The following is a 25970-nucleotide window of genomic DNA, read 5'->3' on the forward strand; positions in this document are numbered from 1 at the left end:
TCATAAAGGAAATGACATGTTTGATCTGACTGGCAAAAACGCCCTTGTGACCGGCGCTTCGGGCGGCATCGGCGGCGACATCGCCCGCGCCCTGCACGCCGCAGGCGCCACCGTTACCCTGTCCGGCACCCGCGAAGAACCGCTCAACGCGCTGGCTGCAGAACTGGGCGAGCGCGCCCATGTGGTGACCTGTAACCTGTCGGATGCGGAGTCGGTTGAGGCCCTGCCGAAACAGGCGGCTGCCGCCATGGGCTCGGTCGATATCCTGGTGAACAACGCAGGCATCACCCGCGACAACCTGTTCATGCGCATGAAGGATGAGGAATGGCAGAGCGTGCTGGACGTGAACCTCACCTCCACCATGCGGCTCTGCCGCGGCGTTCTGCGCGGCATGATGAAGGCGCGCTGGGGCCGCATTATCAACATCTCCTCGGTGGTGGGCGCCACCGGCAATCCCGGCCAGGGCAACTATGCCGCCTCCAAAGCCGGCATGGTCGGCATGTCGAAATCGCTGGCCTATGAGGTCGCCAACCGCGGCATCACCGTGAACGCGGTTGCCCCGGGCTTTATCGCTACCGCAATGACCGACAAGCTGAACGATGGCCAGAAAGACGCGATCCTGACCCAGATCCCGGCGGGCCGCATGGGGGAATCGAAGGAAATCGCCTCAGCCGTTCTGTATCTGGCCAGCCAGGAAGCCGGCTATGTCACCGGCACCACGCTGCATGTGAACGGCGGCATGGCGATGATCTGACCGCGGCGCCAGCCTTGGCAGCCCCAGCCCCGCAGCACGGTTGCGGGGCTTTTTCGTGCCTGCCGCCGGAGGGCGCACAACAGTGACCCGGTCAGCTTTCCCCGGCAAACGGTTGAAATACAGCCGAATTGCGAAAAAAATCCCGCCGCGCCCTTGCAAGCCCTTGATTGCGGCGCCATCTGCACGCTTCATAGCCGCGCGTTGCCGGCCGCCGCTGTGGCCGTGACCAAGCGAAACCGTTTGCCTTGGCCGCGGTCTATGTTATAGGCGGCCCGTATCCACGCTGGTATTTCCTAACGGAAACGCCGCACTGTCCCCGCCTGCCGGGGGCTACACCGCCCGCTCCGGGCAACAACCACGCCGCCCGCACGGGCAAGGGCAGAACTGGGCAGAGTGCCCTGAAAGACGAGGAATAGACATGAGCGACGTCGCAGACCGCGTAAAAAAGATCGTTGTTGAGCACCTGGGTGTAGAAGAAGACAAGGTCACCGAAAACGCCTCCTTCATCGACGATCTGGGCGCAGACAGCCTGGACACCGTGGAGCTGGTGATGGCGTTTGAAGAAGAGTTCGGCATCGAGATCCCGGACGACGCTGCCGAAACCATCCAGACCTTCGGCGACGCGGTCAAGTTCATCTCCGAAGCGTCCTAAGCCACGCTTCCGGAGAACCGGACCCAGCGGCGTCTTCCCATCGGGGAAGGCGCCGTTTTCGTTTGTCCGGCAGGGTTCTGATTCCCATTTTACCGGAAATACCGCGGGGCGTTTGTTTGCGCTATCAAGCGGCGGCCCGGCCGCGCCGCAATTGTTCCATAAATCGTCATGATACGGCGTTCCGGCGGCGGCGTTCCGTGCTAATCTCTTCGTAAGAGGCAAAACTTAGGAGATAGGCATCATGATGATTTACCCCACTATGGAGATTCAGAACGGCCGCTGCGTGAGCCTCGAAAAGGGCCGCCTGGATGAGCCGTTGATCTGGCATGTGGATCCGGTGGAAACCGCCAAGGGCTTTGCCGCCGCCGGGGCGGAATGGATGCATGTGACCGATTTCAACGCGATTGAAGGCGATCACTGCAATGAGGAGCTGATCAGCGACATCATCCGCGGTGCCGGCATTCCGGTGCAGCTGGGCGGCGGTATCCGCTCGCGCGAGCATGCCGAGCATTGGATCGACAAAGGCGCAGGGCGCGTCGTGATCGGCACTCTGGCCGCGCGCGATCCGCAGCTGGTTCAGGAACTGGCCAAACACCACCCGGACCAGATCGTGCTGGCCGTGGATGTGTACCAGGGCCAGGTGATGACCGATGGCTGGCGCCAGTCCGGCGCAATCTCGCCCGAGGACTTCATCGCGGCGTTTGATTCTGCGCCGCTGGCGGGAATCATTGTCACCGATATCGACAGCGACATGTCGGATCTCGAAGCCCAGCTTGGCCTGATTTCCGCCCTCGCGGAAAAGGCGCGCACGCCGGTGATCGCCAATGGCGTTGTACGCAGCTCGGATGACGTTTCGCGCCTGAAATACGTATATAACATTTCCGGTGCGATGGTTGGCCGGGCGTTGTTCCGCAAGACAGTGACTGTCGAGGAAGTGCTGGAAGTGGCCCGGCCCGAGGCTGAGCCGGTGGCAGAGTTCCAATAAAACAAACGCCTGCGGATTTTGGTTCGCAGGCGTTTCCGCTCACGTTGCGGCCCCCGCTTGGGGCGCGCGGTACCTAAGGCGGGGATCCGGAAGGCTGGCAGCATGTTGCGAATTCATGCTTGGGTGGCCGCGGGTTCCTGCTGCTCCTCAACCGCTTGATTTGAGTTGAGCAAGGCCTTCAGTTCGGCACGAAGCAGTTTTGCGTTGAATTTGACGCCGAAGTAATCGGCGTTTTGCCAAAGAACCTGCGCGTCAAAGGACGCGACACCTGGCACCGAGACGCATACATCCTCTTTGATTTCGAACTGAGGTTCCTGGGACTGTTCCAAGACCCGGATTTTTGCGCCCACCCGGCTGATGTCCACAATTTTTGCAGGGTAGCGGCGCTGGTTGCAATGCAAGGTGCAGGGCAGCGAGCAATGGTAACGGCGTGTCAGCCGCAGGCGTTTGCGCGTAACCCTCTCTGCTAAAAACAGACCGGCGGCGCCGAGAATCAAGGCCAGGAGAGTACTGGCAATGGCGGTCGTTCGCCGGTACGGCAGCAATTGACCAAGGCCTGCCTTTGCCTGGCCGGTTTGCAACTCTGTTGGTGCGAAATCGCAAGGCAAGGGAATGACTTGGCTGGAGAACTCCTCTAGCAAGACCTGTGCGCCAAGCCGCCCCGCACTGATTTCCGCCCGTTCCCGTCCATGGAACCGGTAAACTTCGAGCAGGCCTTTTTGTTGTGTGATCAGCCTCATGGTAATCGGTTCATAGGCGCCCATGCCCGCCCGCCGCATGCGCATGCGCAGCGGCACGGCGGGGTGGTCCTGCATCCAGTTGCGAAGCTGCCTGGCCTGTCCATCTTCTCGGCCGGATTGCAAGAACTCCAGGAACTGGCGCATTTCATGCTGCATAAGCGTCAGATCTGATTGCAGCATGCAGGTCGCCCGGGATGACGCAGCTGCCAGGCCTGCACTGCCGCAGATCACAGCCGGGGCAATCGATAATGCGATAATCAATGGCCAGTGTCTCAATTCAGGATCCTTCCGGTCATAGGGGAAAGCGCAGCCGCGGTGCCGGATGCAATGGAACCCCTATGTGGATAACCGGATGCCGTTAACACACTTTATGCGGGTGAAAAATTCACCGTAAAACCAACAACCTCAGCAGGTTGCACACCATGGCTTGCGGCACTGGCCAGTGACTTTGGCTTTGGAACGGAAGGGACCGGCAGTATGCGGGCCGCGTGGCAAGGCTGTGCGGGAAACGTCAGGTTTGCGCGCCGCTGCAGGCGGATGCATTTGCAATGACAGTTGAATTGCGCAGGATCTGTGCCTGACCTGCCGGATCGCACAGCGGGCACGCCGGGGCCGTTAAGCCCCGAGCCGCACCTCTTCGCGCAGGCCGTCGCCCTGAAGCGGAAAGGCCTCCAACAGACGGTGCAATTGCATGAAGTTGAAATCCTTGGAGAATTGCACGCCGCAATAGCCGGCGGTTTGCCAGCGGACCTGGGCCTCCATGGTATAGCCGCCGAAGTTAAGGGTCACCCGCCCTGAGATTTCGCAGGGGCTGTCGGGGCGCACCTTGGCACCGGCGCGGCTCAGATCGACCAGGTGGGCCTGGACGGTCCGGCCGCCCGCCTGCAAAACACAAGGAACCGCGCAGGGATAGCGTTTGGTGCGGCGGATTTTGCGGATGCCGATCCGGTCCAGGAAATACAGCGCGCTGCCGCCCAGAACCAGAAAGGACAGCCAGGCAATTGCGGCGTTTCTGATCTGCTGCTGCTGCCGCGCGTCAGAGGCGGCCACAGCAACCAGCTTGCTGCCGTTTCCGTTTTCCTTCACCTGGTCGCAGGGCAAAGCTTCGACACGGGTTCCGAATTCCGACGCCAGCGCCGGGGTTCCCAAATGGCGCGCGGTTTCCTGCGCGGCGGCCCGGCCCTGGCCGGAGAGGATTTTCAGCAGAACCTGCTGCTGCTGCAAAAGCTCCTCCATGCTGGCAGCGGCGGATTGAATGCCAACCGCTTTCATCCGCTGCCGCATCGGTGCGGGCGGGTTTGTGCTGATCCAGCTGCGCAGATGCTGCACATAAAATGCACTCTGGCCAGTGTTGAGGTAGGAGAGGAACCCCTTGGAGGCCCGGTGCAGGTTCGACAAATCCTGATGCACAGCGCAGCTTGCGGCTGCGCGTTCCGGCAGCAGGCCAATCACCAGTAAGAGTACAGTTATCGGGAGCCATTGGCGCATGGCGGGGTCGTTCCTTTATGCCTTTGGACTGAAAGAATGACGTAAAAATGCAAATGTGCCGTTAACGCAGGCGGCTTTTGGGGGCGGCCAAGGGCGCATGAACGACGGCACAGGCTGCCGCCGCAGTGATGTTCCGAAGACCAGGGGCGCCTTGACGCTTGTTTGCCGGCAGCCTTGGCCTTGAGTGACCCCAAAGGCGGAACATTGCCGGTCTCTGGCGGCTGGCCGGCACCCGGATCTGACTCGCGGCTGGCAAGGCCGGGAACAGCAGAATGAAAACCGGCGGAGCAGGGGCGCCAGATGAGGCAGGGCACAGTGGCCGGTGAAACGGGCACAAGCAATGTGCTGTCAGGATAGCGGGAAGAAAAAGACGGGCTGGAGGCAAAATGGCCCAGACCTCCAGCCCGGTTTTGGCAATCCACGAGGACGGATGCCGAGTTCTGTTATCATCGTAATATCAACCTAAGGGGTATTTATTAATAAAAAACTCCACTTACGCAATTCCTCCGTAAAACGCACAGTGCGCATGGCGGCGCTGCAGATCAGCCCGCTCTTGCACCCAGCCGCCATTCCAAGCTATTTGAACGGACGGATTGCCGAGGCAAAGGAGAGCAAGGAATGCGTCGAGTAGTTGTCACCGGTCTGGGCCTGGTTACCCCGCTGGCCAGCGGAGTCGAAGAAACCTGGTCCCGGTTGCTGGACGGCCAGTCGGGCGCGGGTCCGATCACCCAGTTTGACGCCGAAGCCAGCGGTGTAACCACCACCTATGCCTGTGAGGTTCCGCGCGGCGATGGCTCCGAGGGGACCTTTAACGCGGATGACTGGGTCATCAAGAAAGACCAGAAGAAGATTGACGACTTCATTCTCTATGGCATCGCTGCTGCCGACATGGCGGTGCGCGACGCCGGCTGGACGCCCGAGGATGAAGAAAGCCGCCTGCGCACTGGCGTGATGATCGGCTCCGGCATCGGCGGCCTGTCTTCGATTGCCGACACCGCCGTGATGATCAAGGAGAAGGGCCCGCGCCGCGTGTCGCCGTTCTTTATTCCCGGCGCACTGATCAATCTGATTTCCGGCCAGGTCTCGATCCGCTTCGGCTTCAAGGGCCCGAACCATTCGGTTGTGACCGCCTGTTCGACCGGCGCCCACGCCATTGGCGACGCGGCCCGGCTGATCAAATCCGGCGACGCCGACGTGATGATTGCAGGCGGCGCCGAAGCGGCGATCTGCGAGATCGGCATCGCAGGCTTTAACGCCTGCAAGGCCCTGTCCACCAAACGCGCCGACGACCCCAAAGCGGCCTCGCGCCCCTATGACGCCGACCGCGACGGCTTCGTGATGGGCGAGGGCGCCGGCATCGTGGTGCTGGAAGACTACGAGCACGCCAAAGCCCGCGGCGCCAAGATCTATGCCGAGGTTCTGGGCTATGGCCTGTCCGGCGACGCCTACCACATCACCGCCCCCTCCGAAGACGGTGAAGGCGGTGAACGCTCGATGAAGGCGGCTCTGGCCAACGCAGGCCTCGATGCCTCTGCCATCGATTATATCAACGCCCACGGCACCTCGACCATGGCCGACACCATCGAGCTGGGCGCGGTTGAACGCCTGCTGGGTGATCACGCCGCCAATGTCACCATGTCCTCGACCAAATCCGCCACCGGCCACCTGCTGGGGGCTGCCGGCGCGATTGAGGCGATCTTCTCGATCCTGGCGATCCGCGATCAGGTTGCTCCGCCGACCATCAATCTGGACAACCCGGCCGTTGAGACCCCGATTGATCTGGCTCCCAACGCCAAACGGCCGCGCAAGGTAGACGTTGCGCTGTCGAACTCCTTTGGCTTTGGCGGCACCAACGCCTCGGTGATCTTCGGAAAGGCCGACTGATGTGGCGCAGCCTCGCCTCCAACATGCTGACAGTGCTCATTGCGGCTTTGTTCCTGCTGGGCGGCCTGATCCTGTGGGGCAAATCGCAATACACCGCTGAAGGGCCGCTGGAAACCGCGATCTGCCTGCGGGTCGAGCGGGGCTCGAACATGGCACGGGTGAGCCGCGACCTGGAAACCCAGGGCGCGGTTGCCTCCGCCGCCATCTTCCGCCTCGGCGCCAAATACAGCGAGAAGACCGGCCAGCTGAAGGCCGGCAGCTTCCTGGTGGAGCCGGGCTCCTCAATGGAGCGGATCATCGACGGGATCACCCATTCCGGCGCCTCAACCTGCGGCACCGAAATTGTCTACCGCATCGGCGTGACCCGTACCCAGGCCGAGGTGCGTGAGCTGGACCCGGCCACCAGCAAGTTTGTGGAAAAGGCGGAATTCATCCTCGGAGAGGATGAGGTGCCCGCGGCATACACCGAGACCCGCCAGGAGGCCGACACCCGCTACCGCATCGCGCTGGCCGAAGGCGTGACCAGCTGGCAGGTGGTTGAGGCGCTGAAGGCCATGGACGTGCTGAACGGCGACCCCGGCGAACGCCCGGCTGAGGGCCTCTTGGCGCCCGACAGTTATGAGGTCACCAGCGGCACAGACCGTGCCGCCGTTCTGGCTGAGATGCAGGAGCGCCAGCAGCTGCGCATCAACGCCGCTTGGGAAAGCCGGTCCTCAGACGCCGCGGTCGGCAGCCCCGAGGAAATGCTGGTCCTAGCCTCGATCATCGAGAAGGAAACCGGCGTTGCCTCTGAACGCAGTGTGGTCTCCTCGGTCTTCACCAACCGCCTGAACCGCGGTATGCGGTTGCAGACAGATCCGACGGTGATTTACGGCGTCACCAAGGGCGAGGGAACCCTGGGCCGCGGCCTGCGCCAAAGCGAGCTGCGCAAGGCCACGCCCTGGAACACCTATGTGATCGAAGGCCTGCCGCCGACCCCGATCGCCAATCCCGGCATGAAAAGCCTGGAGGCCGCGGTGAACCCTGAAACCACGGATTATGTGTTCTTTGTTGCTGATGGCACCGGCGGCCACGCCTTTGCCGAGACCCTGGACGAACACAACCGCAACGTTGCCAAATGGCGCGAGATCGAAGCCCAGCAGCAAAACAACTGAGGCTGCGGGGCAGGGGGGCGGAATTCGGCGCGAATTCCGGCCCGGAAAACACGTGTTTTCCGAACCGTTTCCCGCGCCGGGAAACGGCTTGCGGTGAGAGACCCGGTAGCAGGAAGGGCGCCCTTGGGGCGCCCTTTTTGATGCAAGCCTTCGGGCCGTTCTTTTTGACAGGCCGGCGTCACGTGTAGATGCAGATGTAAAAATTCGTCCCGCTCTGGTAGCCGCCGCATTTATCATAGAATTCAATGGTCGCCTTGACGGTCTTTCCAGCCAAAGACCCGAACTGCGAGCTCAGATCCGCCGGTTGCATCGGCGTCACCACGCCGGAACAGCCGTTGCTGTAGTCATGCGAATATGTGGCGGTGTTCTCCGGATCGCTTTGGTCCGTCATGGTCAGTTTGACCACATCGTCAACGGATGTCTGGCCTTCGCCGCTGGGGCCGCCGGACATCACGATTGTGGCGTTTGCCGGAATGTTCACATAATGGAGTGTGGCATCATAAAAGATCTTTCCGGCATCCCCCGGGACAGGTGTCGACTCCTGCGCGGTGGCGATCTGGTAATTGGTCCAACCCATGTGCGGTTCCTCGTTATCAAAAATAATGTTGCTGCACGGTGCTGTGCAGATTTGATACTACAACCTTGAATTGCATTTCGGAAAGAGTTTCTTTTTCGGAAGATGCGCAGTATTTGAATTACCTCATTTCTCTGGCCTCTCGCCTTTGCTGGCCGCGTTTTCAATAGCTTGATCTGCAGGTTCGAAACACATGGCACCGCCTGTGCCGGCTGTGGCCTGTTGCGCATCCACCGTACGCTGCTGCGTATGGAATTCTTGACATTCACAGTATATTCGTGTATAGGTTGAATTGCAGCTGGAAGAAACATGGACGGCCCCGGACCCCTCCGCCGGTGGCCGCCGTTCTTTCTCTTGTGCGGACAAAAAACGCATGAGGCAGACAATTTCATGACAGATCATCCAACAGACCAGGACGGCGCGGCCGTTCTGACCCGGCAGGTGCATTACACCGCCGATCTCCTGCGATCCCTGCAGGACAGCATCCATCGCCTGCGCAACGAGGCGGAAGAGCTGCGCGAGCAGCTCGACGCGCAAGGCGCCGATGAAGCGGCCGGCGCCAAAAGCCAGATCGGCAAACTGGAACAGCTGATCCGCGATTGCCAGAAAGTGGAGAGACTCCTTGCAGAACAAAGCACCGAATTCGCCCGCATGCTCAAATCCGAACACGAGCTCGATCTCGGCGCAGCGCGCACAGCTGTCGAGTGCGGACTTTCTCGCCTGCGTGCCGCCCTCGCTCCTGAGCTGGTTCTTGAATGAGCTGGACCGGAAATCACTGTGCGCGCTGCCGCATCTTTTTGACATCTGGGCGCTGGATCACCAGCGCCCGCCGCCGGGGGGCTGGCGCGCCTGGGTGATCCTGGGCGGCCGCGGCGCAGGCAAGACACGGGCAGGGGCCGAATGGATCCGCTCGCTCGCCGAAGGGCCGTGCCCGCATGATCCCGGCATCGCAAGGCGCATCGCGCTGGTGGCGGAAACCTATGACCAGGTGCGCGACGTGATGATCCATGGCGACAGTGGCATCCTGGCCTGTTCTCCACCTGACCGCCGCCCCAAATGGAAAGCCTCCGAACGCAAGTTGATTTGGCCCAACGGCGCCGAGGCGCAGGCGTTTTCCGCCCACGACCCGGAGGCCCTGCGCGGTCCCCAGTTCGACGCAGCCTGGGCCGATGAACTGGCCAAGTGGAAAAAAGGCCAGGAGAGCTGGGATATGCTGCAGTTTGCCCTGCGGCTGGGCCAGGACCCGCGCGTCTGCGTCACCACCACGCCGCGTAATGCGCCGGTGCTGAAACGGCTGCTGGCCTCATCCAGCACCGTTCAGACACACGCCGCAACCGAAGCCAACCGCGCCAACCTCGCACCGTCGTTCCTGGCGGAAGTGCGCGCGCGCTATGCAGGCACCCGGTTGGGCCGGCAGGAGCTGGACGGGGTGATGCTGGCCGATGTGCAGGGCGCGCTCTGGACCACTGCGGCGCTGGCCGATGCACAAGCGGCTGAGGCGCCGCCGCTTGACCGGGTGGTGGTCGCCGTCGACCCGGCGGTCAGCGCAGGCAAAGGGTCCGACGCTTGCGGCATTGTGGTGGCGGGCGCCATCACCCAAGGCCCGCCGCAGGACTGGCGCGCTTATGTTCTGGCGGATTGCACCGTGCAGGGCGTGGGTCCGTTGGCCTGGGCACAGGCCGCAATTGCCGCCCGCGATGCCCATGGTGCCGACCGGGTGGTGGCCGAGGTCAACCAGGGCGGCGCGTTGGTGGAAACCGTGCTGCGCCAGGCCGACCCTTTGGTGCCGTTCCGGGCCTTGCACGCAAGCAAAGGCAAATCGGCCCGGGCCGAACCCGCCGCGGCGCTTTATGAACAGGGCCGCGTCAAACATCTGCCGGGGCTCGGCGAGCTGGAGGACCAGATGTGCCTGATGACCCCCCAAGGCTACCGCGGCAGCGGCTCACCGGACCGGCTGGATGCGCTGGTCTGGGCCTTGCATGAGCTGATCATTCATCCGGCGGCGAAACTGAAGCTGCCGCAGGTGCGGGTCTTGTAGACGCAGCCCGGTCCAGGGCTGGGGAACCGCAAAATGGAAAGCTCGGAGATGGCAGCGTGCAACGCTGCCATTTTCAATTTTTACAACGGCTTACGGTCAGGTGTTGCGCCCCCTGCGTACGCACCGCTGGCCAAATCTTCAGGCCTGTCTGCCATTAATGATCCTCAGCAAAGGCGCAACAGCCCCACCGGCACCGGCGCCAGAAACAGCAACCATGAGGAGCGGACAATGGTCTTTGACCTGCTGCGGCGCAACAAGCCCGAACCCCCGGAAACCGCCCTGGAACAGAAGGCCAGCCAGACCGCCCGCGTGGTCTCCTGGCAGGGCGCAGGCCGCACCGCCTGGAGCCCGCGCGACAGTGTATCGCTGACCCGCAGCGGCTTTGCCGGCAATCCGGTCACCCACCGGGTGATCCGCATGATCGCCGAGGCCGCCGCCGCGGTGCCGCTGGTGCTGCAGGACAGCCGCCAGCGCTATGACAGCCACCCCTGGCTGGCGCTGCTGACGCGTCCCAACCCGGCCCAAACCCAGGCCGAACTGCTGGAGGCGCTCTATGGCCACCTGCTCCTGTCCGGCAACGCCTACATCGAGGCGGTCGCGGCTGAGGATGGCACCCCGGTTGAGCTGCATGTGCTGCGCTCCGACCGGATGAATGTGGTGCCGGGGCCGGACGGCTGGCCTGCGGGTTTTGACTATGTGGCGGGCGGGCGCAAGCACCGCTTTGCCAACGACCCCGCTCAATCCCCGATCTGCCATATCAAGAGCTTCCACCCCCAGGATGACCACTATGGCCTGTCATCGCTGCAATCCGCGGCCATGGCGATTGACGTCCACAACGCCGCCTCCCGCTGGTCCAAGGCGCTTTTGGACAACGCCGCCCGCCCTTCCGGTGCGCTGATCTGGAAGGGGTCCGATGGCCACGGCCGCATGTCCGACGAACAGTTCCGCGTCCTGAGCGAAGAGATTCAATCAAACTTTCAGGGCGCCAAGAATGCCGGCCGCCCGATGGTGCTGGAGGGCGGGCTGGACTGGAAGCCGATGGGCTTCTCGCCCTCCGACATGGAATTCCAAAAGACCAAGGACACCGCCGCCCGCGAGATTGCGCTGGCTTTCGGGGTGCCGCCAATGCTGCTCGGCATTCCCGGCGATGCGACCTACGCCAATTATCAGGAGGCCCACCGTGCCTTCTACCGGCTGACCGTGCTGCCCTTGGTCTCCAAGGTCACCGCAGCCGTGGCTGATTGGCTGACCGGCTGGACCGGTGAGGTCCTGACCCTGAAACCCGACATTGATCAATTGCCCGCCTTGGCGGCCGAACGCGAGGCGCAGTGGCGCCGGGTTGCCACCGCGGACTTCCTTACGCCCGCGGAAAAGCGGCAGCTGCTGGGGCTGCCCGCACAAGCCCCGGCCAAATGCCAGGCTGAGGGCGGGCAGGAGGAGGGCGGACAGGATGACTGAGCACCCGATGCACGCCTTCGATTGTTCACCGGGATTGCGCCTGTCCGCCCATGAGAGGGTGGCCCAGATCCAGAACGAAGCGGTGAACCGCCGCCTCGACCGGATCGAACAGATGATGGAGCGGCTGGAAAAACGCCTCTGGCTCACCGTCTACGGCGTCGCCGCGGTGATCCTGGCCCAGGCCTTCCAATCCTTCCTGACGGTGCAATTGCCGTAACAACAATAACTTAAGAGGCAGATATCATGCAGGGACCTCCCCGGCTTGAACATAAATTCGCACGCTTCGGCGAGGATCTCTCGCTGAAGGACGCAACAGAAATCAAGGGCTACGCCAGCCTGTTCGGTCAGACCGATCAGGGCGGCGATGTGGTGGTGCGCGGCGCCTATGCCGCGTCCCTCAAGGCGCTCCGGGATCAGGGCCGCACCGTCAAGATGCTGTGGCAGCACGACCCGGCGCAGCCCATAGGCGTCTGGGATGAGGTGCGCGAGGATAAGCGCGGCCTGTATGTGAAGGGCCGCATTCTGACCGCCACACCCAAGGGCGCAGAAGCCGCGGCGCTGATCGGAGCCGGCGCGATTGACGGGCTGTCAATCGGCTACCGCACCGTGAAATCCACCCGCGGCCAGGACGGCACCCGCAACCTGACCCAGGTGGAGCTGTGGGAGGTGTCGCTGGTCACCTTCCCGATGCTGCCCGCGGCGCGGGTGGCGGGTAAATCCACCGGCCTGGATGCCGAGGCCGAGGCGCTGCGCGCATTGGCCGACGGCCTGCGCCAGATCACCCGTGACCTCAAAACAGGACACCCAACATGAGCAATCAAGACCTCCCGGACGTCTCCGGGGATGCAGCGCCCCTGGCGCATGAAGTGAAACAGGCTGTCTCCGGCTTTCTTCATGAATTCAAGGGGTTTCAGAACGACGTGCAATCAAGGCTGAAACAGGCAGAAGAGCGAGTGAACATGCTGGACCGTAAGACAATCTCACAGAACCGCCCCCATCTGGCAGCCAGCCAGGACGCGGGCGCGCCGCATCAAAAGGCGTTCAACGCCTACCTGCGCAGCGGCGACGACGACGGCCTGCGCGGGCTGGAACTGGAAGGCAAGGCGATGTCTACCGCCGTGGGCAGCGACGGCGGCTATCTGGTCGACCCGCAGACCTCCGACACCGTCAAGGCGGTGCTGAACGCCTCCGCCTCGATCCGCGCCGTGGCCTCGGTGGTGCATGTGGAGGCCTCGTCTTACGACGTGCTGATCGACCACAGCGAGATGGGCGCCGGCTGGGCCAATGAAACCGGCCCGGCGGCGGAAACCTCCACCGGCAATATCGACCGCATCTCGATCCCGCTGCATGAACTGAGCGCTTTGCCCAAGGCGTCGCAGCGGCTGCTGGACGACAGCGCCTTTGATATCGAGGGCTGGCTGGCGGGCCGCATCGCCGACAAGTTTTCCCGCTCGGAGGCCGACGCCTTCATCAACGGCGACGGTGTCGACAAGCCCCGCGGTTTCCTCGACTACACCGTGTCCGAGAACGACAGCTGGAGCTGGGGCAACCTCGGCTACAAGGCGACCGGCGTGGACGGAGAAATTGGCAACGGTGACGCGATCATCGACCTGGTCTATGCGCTGGGGGCGGAATACCGCGCCAACGCCACCTTCATTCTGAACTCCAAGACTGCGGGAATGCTCAGGAAACTGAAAGACGCTGATGGCCGGTTCCTGTGGTCCGACGGGCTGGCCGCAGGTGAACCTGCGCGGCTGATGGGCTACCCGGTGCTGATCGCCGAGGACATGCCGGATCCGGCCGCCAACAGCTTTTCCATCGCCTTCGGCGACTTCCGCGCCGGTTACACCATCGCTGAACGCCCGGACCTGCGGGTGCTGCGCGACCCGTTCAGCGCCAAGCCGCATGTGCTGTTCTACGCGACCAAGCGCGTCGGTGGCGACGTTAGCGACTTTGCCGCGATCAAGCTGATGAAATTCGGCGCGAGCTAACGCTTTGCGCTGATGGCGGACCGGCAGACCGGTCCGCCGGCGGGCATGCACCCCACAGTCCTTTGCCGTCCAGCTGCTCCCCTCCGTCCGAGCGGCAAGGGATGGTGCATGCCCGCCGAACCCCACCCGGACAGCAGATCAGGGCCGCATCAGGGGAAGGCCCGCAGGAGTTAGATGATGATGCTGAGCGAAGTGACCCCCGTGCCCGAGGCCGCCCTGCCGCTGGCCCAGTTCAAGGCGCATCTGCGTCTGGGCACCGGCTTTGGCGAGGACAGCCTGCAGGACGAGGTGCTGTTTGGCTTTCTGCGCGCCGCCTTGGCCGCGATTGAGGCAAGAACCGGTAAGGCGCTGATTACCCGCGAGTTTGAACTGGAAATCCGCCACTGGCGCGACCGCGTGCAGATGATCCTGCCCATTGCCCCGGTGCAGGCGGTTTCAGGCGTTGTGATGCGAGACGCAGGCGGCACCGAAACCGTTCTGGACGCCACTCTTTATCACCTGGAGCGCGACAGCCAGCGCCCGCGCCTGCGTCCGGCCGGCAGCCTGCTGCCCGCGATCCCGACAGGCGGCCTGGTGCGGATTTCCCTGCAGGCCGGCATGGCCGCGGATTGGGGCGGCTTACCCGCCGATCTGGGCCAGGCGGTGATGCTGCTGGCCGCCCATTACTACGAATACCGGGCCGACACCGGCCTGCACGGCGGCTGCATGCCCTTTGGTGTCACCAGCCTGATCGAACGCTACCGCTCTCTGCGGCTGACACTGGGGGGCCTGGCATGAAGCGCCCCCCGAACCTGACCTGCAAGCTGGTGCTTGAAGACCCCCAGCGCGCGCCAGACGGCGCCGGCGGCTACAGCGAGACCTGGGTGGCGCTTGGCACCCTCTGGGCAGCGGTGAAATCCCTGACGGGCCGTATGGCTGCTGACAGCGTGTCTTTGCAGAAATACCGTATAACCCTGCGCGCCAGCCCGGATGGCTTTGCATCCCGTCCGCGGCCCGACCAGCGCTTCCGGGACGGAAACCGAATCTACCGCATTGATGCAGTTGCGGAAAATGACCCGGACGCCCGCTACCTCACCTGTTTCGCGGTTGAGGAGGTGAGCGGATGACCTATGCCATCGCAGGCGGGCTGCAATCCGCCGTCTACACCCATCTGACCGGCGACGCGGGTCTGACCGCGCTGGTCGGCAGCGCGATCTATGACGCTATCCCCGCAGGCCCCTTGCCGCAGACCTATGTGGCCCTGGGATCGGAGGAGGTGCTGGACCGGTCCGACAAATCTGCGGGCGGTGCCGAGCACCGGTTTTTCGTCACCGTCACCACCGACACCGCCGGTTTTGCCGGCGCCAAGGCCACCGCCGCGGCGGTCTGCGACGCGCTGGTTGGCGCCTCGGTGCCGCTAACGCGCGGCCAGTTGACCGGTCTGTGGTTCGACCGGGCCAAGGCGGAACGGCTGGCCACCGGCGGCAGGCAGATCACCCTGCGTTTCCGGGCGCGGGTGGATGACGTCTGAACCTCAGAACCTTCTTGAAACCAATTGAAATACATGGAGAAACCCCATGACAGTTCAAAACGGCAAGGACCTCTTGGTCAAAGTGGACATGAACGGCGCCGGCCTGTTTGAGACCATCGCCGGCCTGCGCGCCACGCGGATCAGCTTCAACGCCGAAAGCGTCGATGTGACCAGCCTCGAAAGCCAGGGCGGCTGGCGCGAGCTGCTGGCCGGTGCCGGCGTGCGCTCTGCCAGCATTTCCGGCTCCGGCATCTTCCGGGACGAGGCGACCGACGAACGCGCCCGGCAGTTGTTTTTTGAAGGCCTCACGCCCGAGTTCCAGGTGATCATCCCCGACTTCGGAATCGTGCAGGGGCCGTTCCAGGTCACAGCACTTGAATACGCCGGCAGCCACAATGGCGAGGCAACCTATGAACTGTCGCTCGCCAGCGCCGGCCAGCTCAGCTTTGCGGCGGTGTGACCAATGGTGAACCCGCAGGCAGGCGAGGTTGAATTGCTCGTGAATGGAACCCCTTACGCGCTGAAATTGACGCTCGGCGCGCTTGCGGGGCTGGAGGCTGCGCTGGAGGAAGGCACGCTGGTGGATCTGGTGCAGCGTTTTGAGCAGGGCCGGTTTTCCGCCCGTGACGTGCTGGCGCTGCTGGCGGCCGGTCTGCAGGGCGGCGGGCATGACCTCAGCCGAGATGACCTCGCCGCTGCAACCATCACCGGCGGCCCGATGCAGGCGGCACGGGCGGCGGCGGAACTCTTGGTGCGCAGCTTTGCCGTGCCGGAGAGCAAATGACCGCGCTCGACTGGCCCGCCCTCATGCGCTCCGGGATGGCGGGGCTGAAACTGCTGCCGCGCGACTTCTGGCAGCTGACCCCCGCGGAACTGCGGCTGATGCTGGGTGAGGCCGCAGCACCCCAGCCCCTGGACCGGGACCGATTGGCAGCCCTGATGCAGGACTTCCCCGACATCCCCGGTCCACAGGAAAAGGAGACAACAGATGACTGACTCATCCTCGATGGCAGAACTGGAACTGCAGGGCGAAGCTTTGGGAGAAGCGCTGGACGGTGCCTCTGGAATGGCGGCAACCTTTGCAGAAGTGCTGGGGCGGGTGAAGGAAGGATTTTCCGAAACCGGCCGCGACGCGCAGATCCTGGATCGCAGTCTTTCCAAAGGCTTGCGGCGTGCCTTTGACGGGTTGGTGTTTGACGGCGACAACCTGTCGGAGTCGATGGATACACTCGCGCGCTCGATGATCCGCACCACCTATAACGCCGCGATGAAGCCGGTGACGAACCACGTGGGAGGGCTGATCTCAGACGGCATCGGCAGCTTGGTCGGCAGCATCCTGCCCTTCGCCAACGGCGCCGCCTTCAGCCAGGGCAAGGTGATGCCCTTTGCCAAGGGCGGCGTTGTTTCCGGCCCCACTACTTTCCCGATGCGCGGTGCAACCGGGCTGATGGGCGAGGCCGGGCCAGAGGCGATCCTGCCGCTGACGCGCGGCGCTGACGGATCGCTTGGCGTCCGCAGCCAGGGCGGCGGCGCTGTCAATGTGGTGATGAATGTCTCCACCCCCGACGTCAAAGGCTTTGAACGCAGCCGCAGCCAGATCGCCGCACAGCTGTCCCGCGCATTGTCCCGCGGCGGGCGAAACCGTTAAGGATGGAGGGTAACACCATGAATTTTCACGAAGTCCGCTTTCCCGCCTCGCTCAGCTTCGGCTCTGTCGGCGGCCCGGAACGGCGCACCGATGTGGTGACGCTGGCCAACGGGTTTGAAGAGCGCAACACCCCCTGGGCGCACTCCCGCCGCCGCTATGATGCCGGCCTGGGACTGCGCGCGCTGGAGGATATCGAAACCCTGATCGCCTTCTTCGAGGCCCGCCAGGGGCAGCTTTACGGCTTCCGCTGGAAGGACTGGAGCGATTACAAATCCGCCCGGCCCAGCGCCGATCCGGCTTTCCGCGACCAGGTGATTGCCACCGGTGACGGAAGCACGGTGACGTTCCAGCTGGCCAAGACCTACCGGTCGGGTGAATTCACCTATCAGCGCCCGATTTCGAAACCTGTGGCGGGCAGCGTGCGGGTGGGCATTGAGCAGGATGAACTGCGCGAAACTGTCGACTATGAACTGGACACCGCCACCGGGCTGATCACCCTGGCGCACCCGCCGGAGGTTGGTCTCAGCATCAATGCGGGGTTCGAATTCGATGTGCCGGTGCGGTTTGATACCGCCAGCATCCAGACCAGCGTGGCGTCCTTCCAGGCCGGAGAGGCACCCGCGGTGCCTGTGGTGGAGGTGCGGGTATGAGTAGTCTTTCCAACGAGTTGCAGACCCATCTTCAATCTGGGATTACCACGGTGTGCCGGGCCTGGGCGCTGGAGCGGCGCGATGGCACGGTGCTGGGCTTCACCGATCATGACTGCGTTCTGTCGTTTGATGGCGTCGACTTTCAGCCCGGCAGCGGACTGACCGCACGGGCGGTGCAACAGGCCACCGGCCTCTCGGTCGACAACACCGAGGCGCTGGGGGTGCTGAGCGACGCTGCTGTGCGTGAGGAGGACATTGAGGCGGGCCGCTTTGACGGCGCCGAGGTGCGCTGCTGGCTGGTCAATTGGCAGGATGCTTCGATGCGCTGGCTGCAGTTCCGCGGCTCCATCGGCGAGATCCGCCGCGCGGGCGGCGCCTTTGAGGCCGAACTGCGCGGGCTGACCGAGATGCTGAACCAGCCGTTGGGGCGGATCTATCAGAAGCCCTGCACGGCGGTGCTGGGCGATGGCGTTTGCCGGTTTGACTTGCAGACGCCGGGTTATGCCGTGGAACTGGATGCTGAAGGCGTGGAGCGCAATGAAGTGTTCCGCTGGGAGGCTTTGCCGGGGTTTGAGCCGGATTGGTTCACCGGCGGGCGGCTGTCGGTGCTGAGCGGGCCGGCTGCGGGACTGTGGGCCGCCGTGAAGGCGGATCAAGCCAAGCAGGGCGTGCGCCGGATCACCCTGTGGGAACCGGTCCGCGCGGCAGTGGCGCCGGGTGACACGGTCCGGCTGCAGGCCGGCTGCGACAAGCGCATGGAGACTTGCCGGCTGAAGTTCAACAACCTGCTGAACTTTCAGGGCTTCCCCGATATTCCGGGCGAGGACTGGGTGATGTCGGTGCCGCGCCAGTCCGGCATGAACACCGGCGGGAGCCGGCGATGAGCCGGGTGGTGGCAGCGGCGCGGGGCTGGATCGGCACGCCCTATGTGCATCAGGCCTGCTGCAAGGGCGCGGGCTGCGACTGCCTGGGCCTGATCCGGGGCCTGTGGCGGGAGCTGTACGGGTCCGAGCCCGAAGCGCCGCCTGCCTATACGATGGACTGGTCGGAACCGCAGGGGGCCGAGGCACTGTGGCAGGCCGCGGCGCGGCATCTGGCGGCGAAGCCGCTGGCAAAGGCCAGCCCCGGTGACGTGATCCTGTTCCGGATGCGCGACGGCTCGGTGGCCAAGCATCTGGGCGTGCAATCGGCGGTTTATGAAAAAGAACCAAAGGCCGCCGGGCGGGACGTTGGTAATTCCGGCCCGTCCTTCATCCACGCTTATGCCGGCCACGGGGTTGTCGAAAGCCCGCTGAGCCCGCCCTGGCAGCGCCGCATCGTGGCGCGGTTTCACTTCCCGAAGGAGCTGATCTGATGGCAACCATTCTTCTTTCTGCTGCGGGTGCTGCGATTGGCGGCACAATTGGCGGCACCGTGGCGGGACTGTCCTCGGCAGTGATCGGCCGCGCGGCGGGCGCTACTCTTGGCCGGATGATTGACGAGCGGCTGCTGGGCAGCGGTGCCGACCCGGTGGAGACCGGCAAGGTCGACCGCTTCCGCCTGACCCAGGCCAGCGAGGGCACGCCCGTGACGCAGGTTTATGGCCGGATGCGGCTGGGCGGGCAAGTGATCTGGACCTCGCGGTTTCTGGAAACCTCCCAGACCAGCGGCGGCGGCGGCAAAGGGCGGCCGAGCCAGCCGCAGGTGACCAGCTACAGCTATTCCGTCTCCTTGGCGGTTGCGCTGTGCGAGGGCGAGGTGGCCCATGTCGCCCGTGTTTGGGCTGATGGCGAGGAAGTGGCACCGAAGGATCTGAACATGACCGTTTACCGCGGCACCGCGGACCAGCTGCCCGACCCGGTGATGGAGGCGATTGAGGGGCCGGGGCAGGTGCCCGCCTACCGCGGCACCGCTTATGTGGTGATGGAGAACCTCGACCTTGCGCGTTTTGGCAACCGGGTGCCGCAGTTTTCATTTGATGTTCTGCGCCCCGAACAACCAGCCAGCAGCACCCATGCGCTGGACCTGGGCCAGCTGGTGCAAGGGGTGGCGCTGATGCCTGGCACCGGTGAGTACGCGCTGGCCGCGGATGTGGTGCAGTATTCCGGCGGGCCTGGCGATGCCAAGCCGGCCAATGAGCATACGCCCTCCGGTCTCAGCGACCTCAAGACCTCGCTGAACGCCTTGGAGGCGGAGCTGCCGGCCTGCGGTGCGGCCTCCTTGATTGTGTCGTGGTTCGGCGGCGATTTGCGCTGCGGCGTTTGCACGCTGAAGCCCAAGGTGGAGCATAAGGATGCCGAAGGAAACATGGCTTGGTCCGTCAGCGGCGTGACCCGCGCGGCGGCAGAGGAGGTTTTGAAGGAAGACGGCGAGCCGCTTTATGGCGGCACCCCCGCGGATGCCTCGGTGATCCAGTCGATCCAAGAGATGCAGGGCCGCGGCCTGCGGGTGATGTTTTATCCGTTCATCCTGATGGATCAGGCAGAGGGCAACGACCTGCCCGATCCCTGGACCGGCGGCGCCAGCCAGCCGCACCTGCCCTGGCGCGGGCGGATTACGTTGTCAGCTGCTCCAGGGCAACCGGGTTCCCCCGATGGCACCGCTGCAGCGGAGGCGGAGGTGGCGGATTTCTTCGGCACCGTGACGGCGGCGGATTTCATCGTGGGGGATGGCAGCGTCACCTACACCGGACCCGAGGAATGGAGCCTGTCCCGCTTTATCCTGCATAACGCCGCGCTGTGCGCGGCGGCGGGCGGGGTCGAGGCGTTCTGCATCGGTTCGGAAATGCGGGCGCTGACGCAGATCCGCGGCACCGATGGTTTTCCTGCAGTTTCGGCGCTCAAGGCATTGGCAGCTGAGGTGCGCGCGCTTCTGGGGGCGGAGACCAAGATCGGCTATGCCGCCGACTGGTCGGAATACTGGGGCTACCAGTCGCCGGAGGGAAACCGGTATTTCCATCTGGACCCGCTGTGGGCGGATGCGAATACCGACTTCATCGGCATCGACAACTACATGCCGCTCAGCGACTGGCGCGAGGGCGCGGACCATCTCGACGCGCTGGCGGGCGTGCCGGCGATCTATGACCTCGGCTACCTCAGCAGCAATGTGGAGGGCGGCGAGGGGTTTGACTGGTATTACCACTCCTCCGAAGCCCGCGAAGCGCAGATCCGCACCCCGATTAGTGACGGCGCCCATGATGAGGCTTGGGTGTGGCGTTACAAGGATATCCGCAGCTGGTGGATGAATGACCACCATGAGCGGATCGGCGGCGTGCGGCAGGCGGTGCCGACGGAGTGGGTGCCGCAGTCCAAGCCCATCTGGTTCACCGAGCTTGGCTGCGCCGCCATCGACAAGGGCACCAATCAGCCCAACAAGTTTCTGGACCCGAAAAGCTCGGAATCCAAACTGCCGCGTTATTCCAACGGGTTGCGGGACGATCTGATGCAGATTTCCTATCTGCGGGCGTTTCTGGGCCATTGGGGGGACGCAGCGAACAATCCGCTGTCGGAGGAATACGAGGGGCGGATGCTGGATATGTCCAACGCCTATGTCTGGGCCTGGGACGCGCGGCCGTTTCCGGCCTTTCCCAGCCGGATTGAGATCTGGAATGACGGCGAAAATTACCTGCGCGGCCATTGGCTGAACGGGCGCGCCGGGCAGCGCACGCTGGCCTCTGTGGTGGAGGAAGTGTGCCAGAAGGCGGGCCTTTATGACATTGATGCCACCGGGCTTTACGGCGTGGTGCATGGGTATGTGAACCCGGATGTCGCGGACGCCCGCGCGGTGCTGCAGCCCTTGATGCTGCGGCACGGGTTTGACGCGGTGGAACGCGACGGGCTGCTGACATTCCGGATGCGCAAAGGGACTGGGGCCGAAGCGCTGAAGCTGGCGCATCTGGCCGAGAGCGCGGAGATGGACGGCAGCCTGGAGCTCGCCCGCGCCAGCGAGGCAGAGCTGGCGGGCCGGGTGCGGCTGCGCTTTACCGAATGGGGCGGCGACCATGCCGCCGGCTCGGTCGAGGCAGTCTTGCCCGATGAGGCAACGCATAGCGTCAGCCAGAACGAGCTGCCGCTGGCACTGACCCGGGCCGAGGCGCGCCAGACCGTCAGCCGCTGGCTGGCCGAGGCGCGGATCTCGCGCGATACCGCACGGTTTGCGCTGCCGCCGTCGATGCTGCATCTGGGGGCGGGGGATGTAGTCTCGCTGCCGGCGGATGGCAAGCATCAGCTTTACCGCATCGACCGGGTGGAGCAGGCAGAAGCGCAGATGGTGGAGGCGGTCAGGATCGAACCGGGCACCTATGACCTGGCCGCGGTGGCGGAGGAGCTGCCGGGGGTGAATGCCTTTGCCGCGCCCGGGCCGGTGCTGCCCCTGTTCATGGACCTGCCCTTGATGCGCGGCGATGAGGTGCCGCATGCGCCGCATCTGGCGCTGACCGCGGCGGCCTGGCCCGGCAGCGCGGCGGTTTACGGATCCGGGGCGGATGAGAATTACACGCTGGAGCAGGTGATTGCCGCGCGGCAGGTGGTCGGTGTCACGGAAACGCCGCTGTTTGCCGCCGCGGCCGGGCGCTGGGATCTGGGCGCGGATCTGCAGGTGAAGCTGATCTCCGGTTCCTTGGAAAGCCGCACGGCGGAGGCGGTGCTGAACGGCGCCAATGCCGCTGCGATCGGCGATGGCACATCCGGCAACTGGGAGCTGTTCCAGTTCCGCGAGGCGGAGCTGATTGCGCCGCAGACCTACTTGCTGCGGGGCCGTTTGCGCGGCCAGCAGGGCACGGATGCGCTGATGCCTGAGGTCTGGCCTGCGGGGTCCTTTTTGGTGCTGCTGGATGACACCCCGGTGCAGATGGAGCTGGCGCCGGAGCAGCGGCGGCGGCTGCGGCACTACCGGATCGGGCCGGCACGGCGGGCGCTGGAGGACCCCTCTTATCTGCATCTGCAGGAGAGTTTTGAGGGCATTGGCCTGCGCCCCTATGCGCCGGTGCATTTGCGGCTTGGCGGCGGGCTTGGCAGTGACTTGAACACGACGTGGATCCGCCGCACCAGGATCGAGGGCGACAGCTGGGAACTGGAAGAGGTGCCGCTGGGCGAAGAGGTCGAATCCTATCGCATCCGGGTGATGCGCGGCGGCACGGTGCTGAGGGAAGAAACCTCTGCCGCGCCGGGCTGGACCTATCCGGCTGCAGCACAGGCCGACGATGGTGCGCAGGCGGGGGATGTGCTGGACGTGGCGCAGCGGTCGGCGCGGTTCGGTGCCGGACCGGCAGCGCGGGCCCAACTGGGATGATGCACCCGGTGCTGCCCGGCGATGTGTCGGCGGTGGCACGGGCCTTGCTGGCGGTTCGGGATGCGGACCGCCAGCGCCTGTGCCGGCGGATCTTTGGCGGCGCGTCGGAGGCAGCGGCTTATGCGGGGCTGACAGGCCGCCTGCACCCGCGTTGGGGCGACGGAAGCTTGAGTGCGGCGGCGCGGAGATTTGATTTGGCCGCTGAGCCGTTTCTGGATGATCCTATATATCTCAACTGCTCCCGCCTGGTGCTGCGGGAACTGGCGCGGCATCTCCGTATCGCAGGAGTGGCTCCCGCCCGCTGATCCATGCAGGAAACCTGCCCGGCCAGCCGTTGGGCGCAGCGCCGCCTGCCGGCGGCGCGGGTGCGCGCGCCTTGGCAGACTGGCGGGGTCAAGGAGGGCCGCAGGCCCCCGCGCCCCGGCGCGGCTTGTCCTTGAGGCTGTCAGGCTGGCCGTACACTTGGGCAGGCGTCTTGAGGACGCAGAATGCGCCCCCAAGCGCTTCTCAGCAAAATCTATTGGCCAAGAGAGGCGGAACTTCTGCTGGCTTGCTGGTTGAGTAATGACAGGTGAAATCAAGTCTCCAAGCCGCGCGCCGCAGGCGTGCGGCGCCGGTCGTTTCGGGCAAAGCCCGAAGCGAAACACCTCTGTCCGGCGTTACCCGGATGCGCAGGAAATGCATTTGAGCGCTGCCGGGTCCAGCTGCAGGCGCTTCAGGGCGATGTCCTCGCCGCAGTCTTCGCAAAACCCGTATTCACCCGCGTCCATACGGGAAAGCGCGGTCTGCAAGCGCTGGGTTTCAACCGCGCGGCGGGCGGCCTGGGCCTTGGCCATGGCCTGTATCTGCAGGGCGTCCATGCGCGACAGCCGGCCGACCATCTGCTGATCCAGCTCCACCACACCCTGCGCCTCCGCGCCAAGGGCATCCTCTGCCGCCAACTCTGCCAGGCGGGCGGTGATCTGCTGCCTCAGCGCAGCCTGACCGGACTCATTCATTTCAAAAATATGCCTCATCACGGGTTTGCGTTTGCTGCAATCCACCTTAGATGGGTAGTCTGAGCGGAGAAAGGACGTTGACCCATGGCAAAAACACAGCAAGCCGTTACTCCGGTGGATCCCGTATGGGACCGTATCACCCGCGAAGCTGAGGAGGCCGTGGCCACCCAGCCGCTGATGGGCGGGCTGGTCCATGCCTGCATCCTGCACCACAAGACGCTGGAGAAGGCGCTGTCCTACCGGATCGCTGCCAAGCTGTATTCAAACGAGATGTCGATGACAATCCTGCGGGAAATTGTCGATGACGCCTATGCGGACTGCCCGGAACTGGTGGAGGCGGCGCGTGCCGACCTGATGGCGATCAACGAACGCGATCCGGCCAGCCACCGGCTGCTGCAGCCGATCCTGTATTTCAAGGGGTTCCAGGCGGTGCAGGCCTACCGGGTCAGTCACTACCTGATGGAGCAGGGGCAAAAGGATCTGGCCTATTTCTTTCAGATGCGCACCTCCGAGATCTTTGGCATCGACATCCATCCCGGCGCCCGGATCGGCAAGGGGATCATGATCGACCATGCCCATTCCATCGTGATCGGCGAGACCGCGGTGGTCGGCGACAATGTGTCGATGCTGCATTCGGTGACACTGGGCGGCACCGGCAAGGAAGAGCAGGACCGCCATCCGAAAATCGGCGATGGCGTTCTGATCGGCGCCGGGGCAAAGGTGCTGGGCAATATCAAGGTCGGCCATTGCAGCCGCATTGCCGCCGGGTCGGTGGTGCTGCAGGAAGTTCCGCCTTGCACCACGGTTGCCGGTGTTCCGGCGAAGATTGTCGGCGAGGCGGGCTGCGACCAGCCCTCGATCAATATGGATCAGGTGGTGCCTGCAGGGTCTCCTTCGGCAGAGTGAGACATCTGGTGCCGGCCGCGGGATTTGAGTATTTATGAAAAGATGAAGGGGGCGGTCCGGCGCCCCTTTTTTGCGTCAATTGAGGCGGGTAAGCAGCTGGGAATTATACTCCTTTCTCAGGCTGGCCTGCGTGTCATCCTGCTGCTTCCGGTCCGTGGGCGGGCATTTGGTTCTGCTTTGGACGGAACGCCTTGAACATCAGTCTTCCCTTGCGCGGCTACGGTGGCCTCTCCTTGATCGGCGGAGCGAGGATTGGCATATGTTTGGGGCGTCTATTGCAATCTGAGAACACAGGAACGGGGGAACGACGATGATTTACACAACTGAAGGCCGCGGGCGGCTGTATGGTTCGATCCTGGAAACCGTGGGCAACACACCCGCGATCCGGCTGAACCGGATTGCGCCGGATCATGTGCAGATTTATGTGAAGTTTGAGGCGTTCAACCCAGCGGGATCGGTGAAAGACAGGCTGGCGCTGAACATCATCGAGGCTGCTGAACGCGAGGGCCGGCTGGCACCGGGGCAGACCGTTGTGGAGGCGACCAGCGGCAACACCGGCATTGGCCTGGCCATGGTCTGCGCCGCCAAGGGTTATCCGCTGGTGATTACCATGCACGACGGGTTCTCGGTCGAGCGGCGCAGGCTGATGCGGATGCTGGGCGCCAAGGTGGTGCTGACCCGCAAGGAGGACAAGGCAGTTGGCATGGTGGTGAAGGCAAAGGAGCTGGCGGAAGCCAACGGCTGGTTCCTGGCGCATCAATTCGAGACCAAAGACAATGCCGACATCCATGAGAGTACAACTGCGCGGGAGATCCTGGGCGATTTCGACGGCCAGCGGCTGGACCATGTGGTGCTGGGCTATGGCACCGGCGGCACCGTGTCGGGTCTGGGACGGGTTCTGAAGGGCACGCGGCCGGATCTGAAGATCACCCTCAGCGAGCCGGCCAATGCGGCATTGGTGCAGTCCGGTGAGGCGCAGGCGCGCAACGGTGAGGGCGAGCCTGCGGCAACGCATCCGGCGTTCAACCCGCATCCGATTCAGGGCTGGACCCCGGATTTCATTCCGCTGGTGCTGCAGGAGGCGCTGGACAAGGGCTATTTCGACGCGCTGGAGCCGGTGAACGGCGACGACAGCATTGCCTGGTCCAAGCGGCTGGCGGCTGAGGAAGGCATCCTGACCGGGATTTCCGGCGGCGCCAGCCTGGCAGCGGCGATCAAAGTGGCGGAGACCGCGCCGGAAGGTTCGGTGCTGCTGGTGATGCTGCCGGATAC

29 protein-coding genes are annotated in these 25970 nt (G+C 64.1%); 25 read left to right on the forward strand and 4 right to left on the reverse strand.

Annotated features, from left to right (window positions below):
* Positions 1-16 precede the first annotated feature (16 nt).
* From fabG to A2I95_RS17590, 3 genes are all read left to right on the forward strand, one after another.
* The gene (gene fabG, locus A2I95_RS17580; protein WP_291731565.1) at positions 17-754 is read left to right on the forward strand and encodes a 3-oxoacyl-ACP reductase FabG; all 738 of its coding nucleotides are present in this window, start codon (positions 17-19) and stop codon (positions 752-754) included.
* A 418-nt stretch (positions 755-1172) separates the two neighbouring features.
* Positions 1173-1406, forward strand: a complete 234-nt coding sequence (locus A2I95_RS17585) for an acyl carrier protein (protein ID WP_005982462.1) — start codon at positions 1173-1175, stop codon at positions 1404-1406.
* Positions 1407-1647: 241 nt separating this feature from the next.
* Entirely contained in the window at positions 1648-2391 is a 744-nt protein-coding gene (locus A2I95_RS17590) for a 1-(5-phosphoribosyl)-5-[(5-phosphoribosylamino)methylideneamino] imidazole-4-carboxamide isomerase (protein WP_291731627.1), read from the forward strand.
* Positions 2392-2504: 113 nt separating this feature from the next.
* On the opposite strand, the gene A2I95_RS17595 is transcribed toward A2I95_RS17590, so the two are convergent.
* Positions 2505-3311 carry a PilZ domain-containing protein gene (locus tag A2I95_RS17595; RefSeq protein WP_291731629.1) on the reverse strand — a complete coding sequence of 269 codons (807 nt, stop codon included), beginning with the start codon at positions 3309-3311 and terminating at the stop codon, positions 2505-2507.
* Between the two features lie 435 nt (positions 3312-3746).
* Complete coding sequence (locus A2I95_RS17600) at positions 3747-4619, reverse strand: PilZ domain-containing protein (RefSeq protein WP_291731630.1); 873 nt, start codon at positions 4617-4619, stop codon at positions 3747-3749.
* A gap of 618 nt (positions 4620-5237) precedes the next feature.
* Between A2I95_RS17600 and fabF the strand changes: the two genes are divergently transcribed.
* Together fabF and mltG are read left to right on the forward strand one after the other, a co-directional pair.
* The gene (gene fabF, locus A2I95_RS17605) at positions 5238-6503 is read left to right on the forward strand and encodes a beta-ketoacyl-ACP synthase II (RefSeq protein WP_291731632.1); all 1266 of its coding nucleotides are present in this window, start codon (positions 5238-5240) and stop codon (positions 6501-6503) included.
* The gene (gene mltG / locus A2I95_RS17610; RefSeq protein WP_291731635.1) at positions 6503-7657 is read left to right on the forward strand and encodes an endolytic transglycosylase MltG; all 1155 of its coding nucleotides are present in this window, start codon (positions 6503-6505) and stop codon (positions 7655-7657) included. Before fabF ends, mltG begins: the two co-directional genes overlap by 1 nt.
* 178 nt (positions 7658-7835) lie before the next feature.
* Here the strand turns inward: mltG and A2I95_RS17615 are convergent, their stop codons facing one another.
* Positions 7836-8234 carry a hypothetical protein gene (locus tag A2I95_RS17615; RefSeq protein ID WP_291731638.1) on the reverse strand — a complete coding sequence of 133 codons (399 nt, stop codon included), beginning with the start codon at positions 8232-8234 and terminating at the stop codon, positions 7836-7838.
* A gap of 387 nt (positions 8235-8621) precedes the next feature.
* Between A2I95_RS17615 and A2I95_RS17620 the strand changes: the two genes are divergently transcribed.
* The 18 genes from A2I95_RS17620 to A2I95_RS17705 all read left to right on the forward strand — a co-directional run bounded on the left by A2I95_RS17620 (position 8622) and on the right by A2I95_RS17705 (position 23099).
* Positions 8622-8990, forward strand: coding sequence for a hypothetical protein (locus tag A2I95_RS17620; protein ID WP_291731640.1), 369 nt, complete (start codon positions 8622-8624; stop codon positions 8988-8990).
* A complete protein-coding gene (locus A2I95_RS17625) occupies positions 8983-10269 on the forward strand; it encodes a terminase family protein (protein WP_291731642.1) in 1287 nt (428 codons plus the stop codon). Before A2I95_RS17620 ends, A2I95_RS17625 begins: the two co-directional genes overlap by 8 nt.
* A gap of 228 nt (positions 10270-10497) precedes the next feature.
* Positions 10498-11727, forward strand: a complete 1230-nt coding sequence (locus A2I95_RS17630; protein WP_291731645.1) for a phage portal protein — start codon at positions 10498-10500, stop codon at positions 11725-11727.
* Positions 11720-11944: a hypothetical protein gene (locus A2I95_RS17635; protein ID WP_027259106.1), complete on the forward strand. Its 225-nt coding sequence runs from the start codon at positions 11720-11722 to the stop codon at positions 11942-11944. Before A2I95_RS17630 ends, A2I95_RS17635 begins: the two co-directional genes overlap by 8 nt.
* A 26-nt stretch (positions 11945-11970) precedes the next feature.
* Positions 11971-12540: an HK97 family phage prohead protease gene (locus A2I95_RS17640; RefSeq protein WP_291731648.1), complete on the forward strand. Its 570-nt coding sequence runs from the start codon at positions 11971-11973 to the stop codon at positions 12538-12540.
* Entirely contained in the window at positions 12537-13718 is a 1182-nt protein-coding gene (locus A2I95_RS17645) for a phage major capsid protein (protein WP_291731650.1), read from the forward strand. Before A2I95_RS17640 ends, A2I95_RS17645 begins: the two co-directional genes overlap by 4 nt.
* Positions 13719-13895: 177 nt before the next feature.
* Entirely contained in the window at positions 13896-14495 is a 600-nt protein-coding gene (locus A2I95_RS17650; RefSeq protein WP_291731677.1) for a head-tail connector protein, read from the forward strand.
* Complete coding sequence (locus A2I95_RS17655; protein WP_291731652.1) at positions 14492-14824, forward strand: head-tail adaptor protein; 333 nt, start codon at positions 14492-14494, stop codon at positions 14822-14824. The genes A2I95_RS17650 and A2I95_RS17655 overlap by 4 nt, the downstream gene beginning before the upstream one ends.
* Positions 14821-15228: a DUF3168 domain-containing protein gene (locus A2I95_RS17660; protein ID WP_291731654.1), complete on the forward strand. Its 408-nt coding sequence runs from the start codon at positions 14821-14823 to the stop codon at positions 15226-15228. The genes A2I95_RS17655 and A2I95_RS17660 overlap by 4 nt, the downstream gene beginning before the upstream one ends.
* A gap of 46 nt (positions 15229-15274) precedes the next feature.
* Entirely contained in the window at positions 15275-15688 is a 414-nt protein-coding gene (locus A2I95_RS17665) for a phage major tail protein, TP901-1 family (RefSeq protein WP_027259100.1), read from the forward strand.
* 3 nt (positions 15689-15691) lie between these two features.
* Positions 15692-16012: a gene transfer agent family protein gene (locus A2I95_RS17670; RefSeq protein WP_291731656.1), complete on the forward strand. Its 321-nt coding sequence runs from the start codon at positions 15692-15694 to the stop codon at positions 16010-16012.
* A complete protein-coding gene (locus A2I95_RS17675; RefSeq protein ID WP_291731658.1) occupies positions 16009-16224 on the forward strand; it encodes a rcc01693 family protein in 216 nt (71 codons plus the stop codon). Before A2I95_RS17670 ends, A2I95_RS17675 begins: the two co-directional genes overlap by 4 nt.
* Entirely contained in the window at positions 16217-16876 is a 660-nt protein-coding gene (locus A2I95_RS17680; RefSeq protein WP_291731660.1) for a phage tail tape measure protein, read from the forward strand. Before A2I95_RS17675 ends, A2I95_RS17680 begins: the two co-directional genes overlap by 8 nt.
* 17 nt (positions 16877-16893) lie before the next feature.
* A complete protein-coding gene (locus A2I95_RS17685) occupies positions 16894-17526 on the forward strand; it encodes a DUF2460 domain-containing protein (RefSeq protein WP_291731662.1) in 633 nt (210 codons plus the stop codon).
* On the forward strand, positions 17523-18410 hold the full coding sequence (locus A2I95_RS17690; protein WP_291731664.1) for a DUF2163 domain-containing protein: 888 nt from the start codon (positions 17523-17525) through the stop codon (positions 18408-18410). The genes A2I95_RS17685 and A2I95_RS17690 overlap by 4 nt, the downstream gene beginning before the upstream one ends.
* Positions 18407-18880 (forward strand): NlpC/P60 family protein, encoded by a 474-nt coding sequence (locus tag A2I95_RS17695; protein WP_291731665.1) that lies wholly within the window; start codon positions 18407-18409, stop codon positions 18878-18880. Before A2I95_RS17690 ends, A2I95_RS17695 begins: the two co-directional genes overlap by 4 nt.
* Positions 18880-22794 (forward strand): glycoside hydrolase/phage tail family protein, encoded by a 3915-nt coding sequence (locus A2I95_RS17700; protein WP_291731667.1) that lies wholly within the window; start codon positions 18880-18882, stop codon positions 22792-22794. The genes A2I95_RS17695 and A2I95_RS17700 overlap by 1 nt, the downstream gene beginning before the upstream one ends.
* Positions 22791-23099, forward strand: coding sequence for a hypothetical protein (locus A2I95_RS17705; protein WP_291731669.1), 309 nt, complete (start codon positions 22791-22793; stop codon positions 23097-23099). Before A2I95_RS17700 ends, A2I95_RS17705 begins: the two co-directional genes overlap by 4 nt.
* Before the next feature lie 354 nt (positions 23100-23453).
* Here the strand turns inward: A2I95_RS17705 and A2I95_RS17710 are convergent, their stop codons facing one another.
* Entirely contained in the window at positions 23454-23792 is a 339-nt protein-coding gene (locus tag A2I95_RS17710) for a TraR/DksA C4-type zinc finger protein (RefSeq protein ID WP_291731671.1), read from the reverse strand.
* Positions 23793-23876: 84 nt separating this feature from the next.
* Here A2I95_RS17710 and cysE point away from each other — a divergent pair, with 84 nt between their 5' ends.
* Both cysE and A2I95_RS17720 read left to right on the forward strand, forming a co-directional pair.
* A complete protein-coding gene (gene cysE / locus A2I95_RS17715) occupies positions 23877-24698 on the forward strand; it encodes a serine O-acetyltransferase (protein ID WP_291731673.1) in 822 nt (273 codons plus the stop codon).
* Between the two features lie 310 nt (positions 24699-25008).
* On the forward strand, positions 25009-25970 hold a 962-nt coding region (locus tag A2I95_RS17720), incomplete at its 3' end, for a PLP-dependent cysteine synthase family protein (RefSeq protein ID WP_291731675.1).

The organism is Leisingera sp. F5 (genome assembly GCF_001593695.1).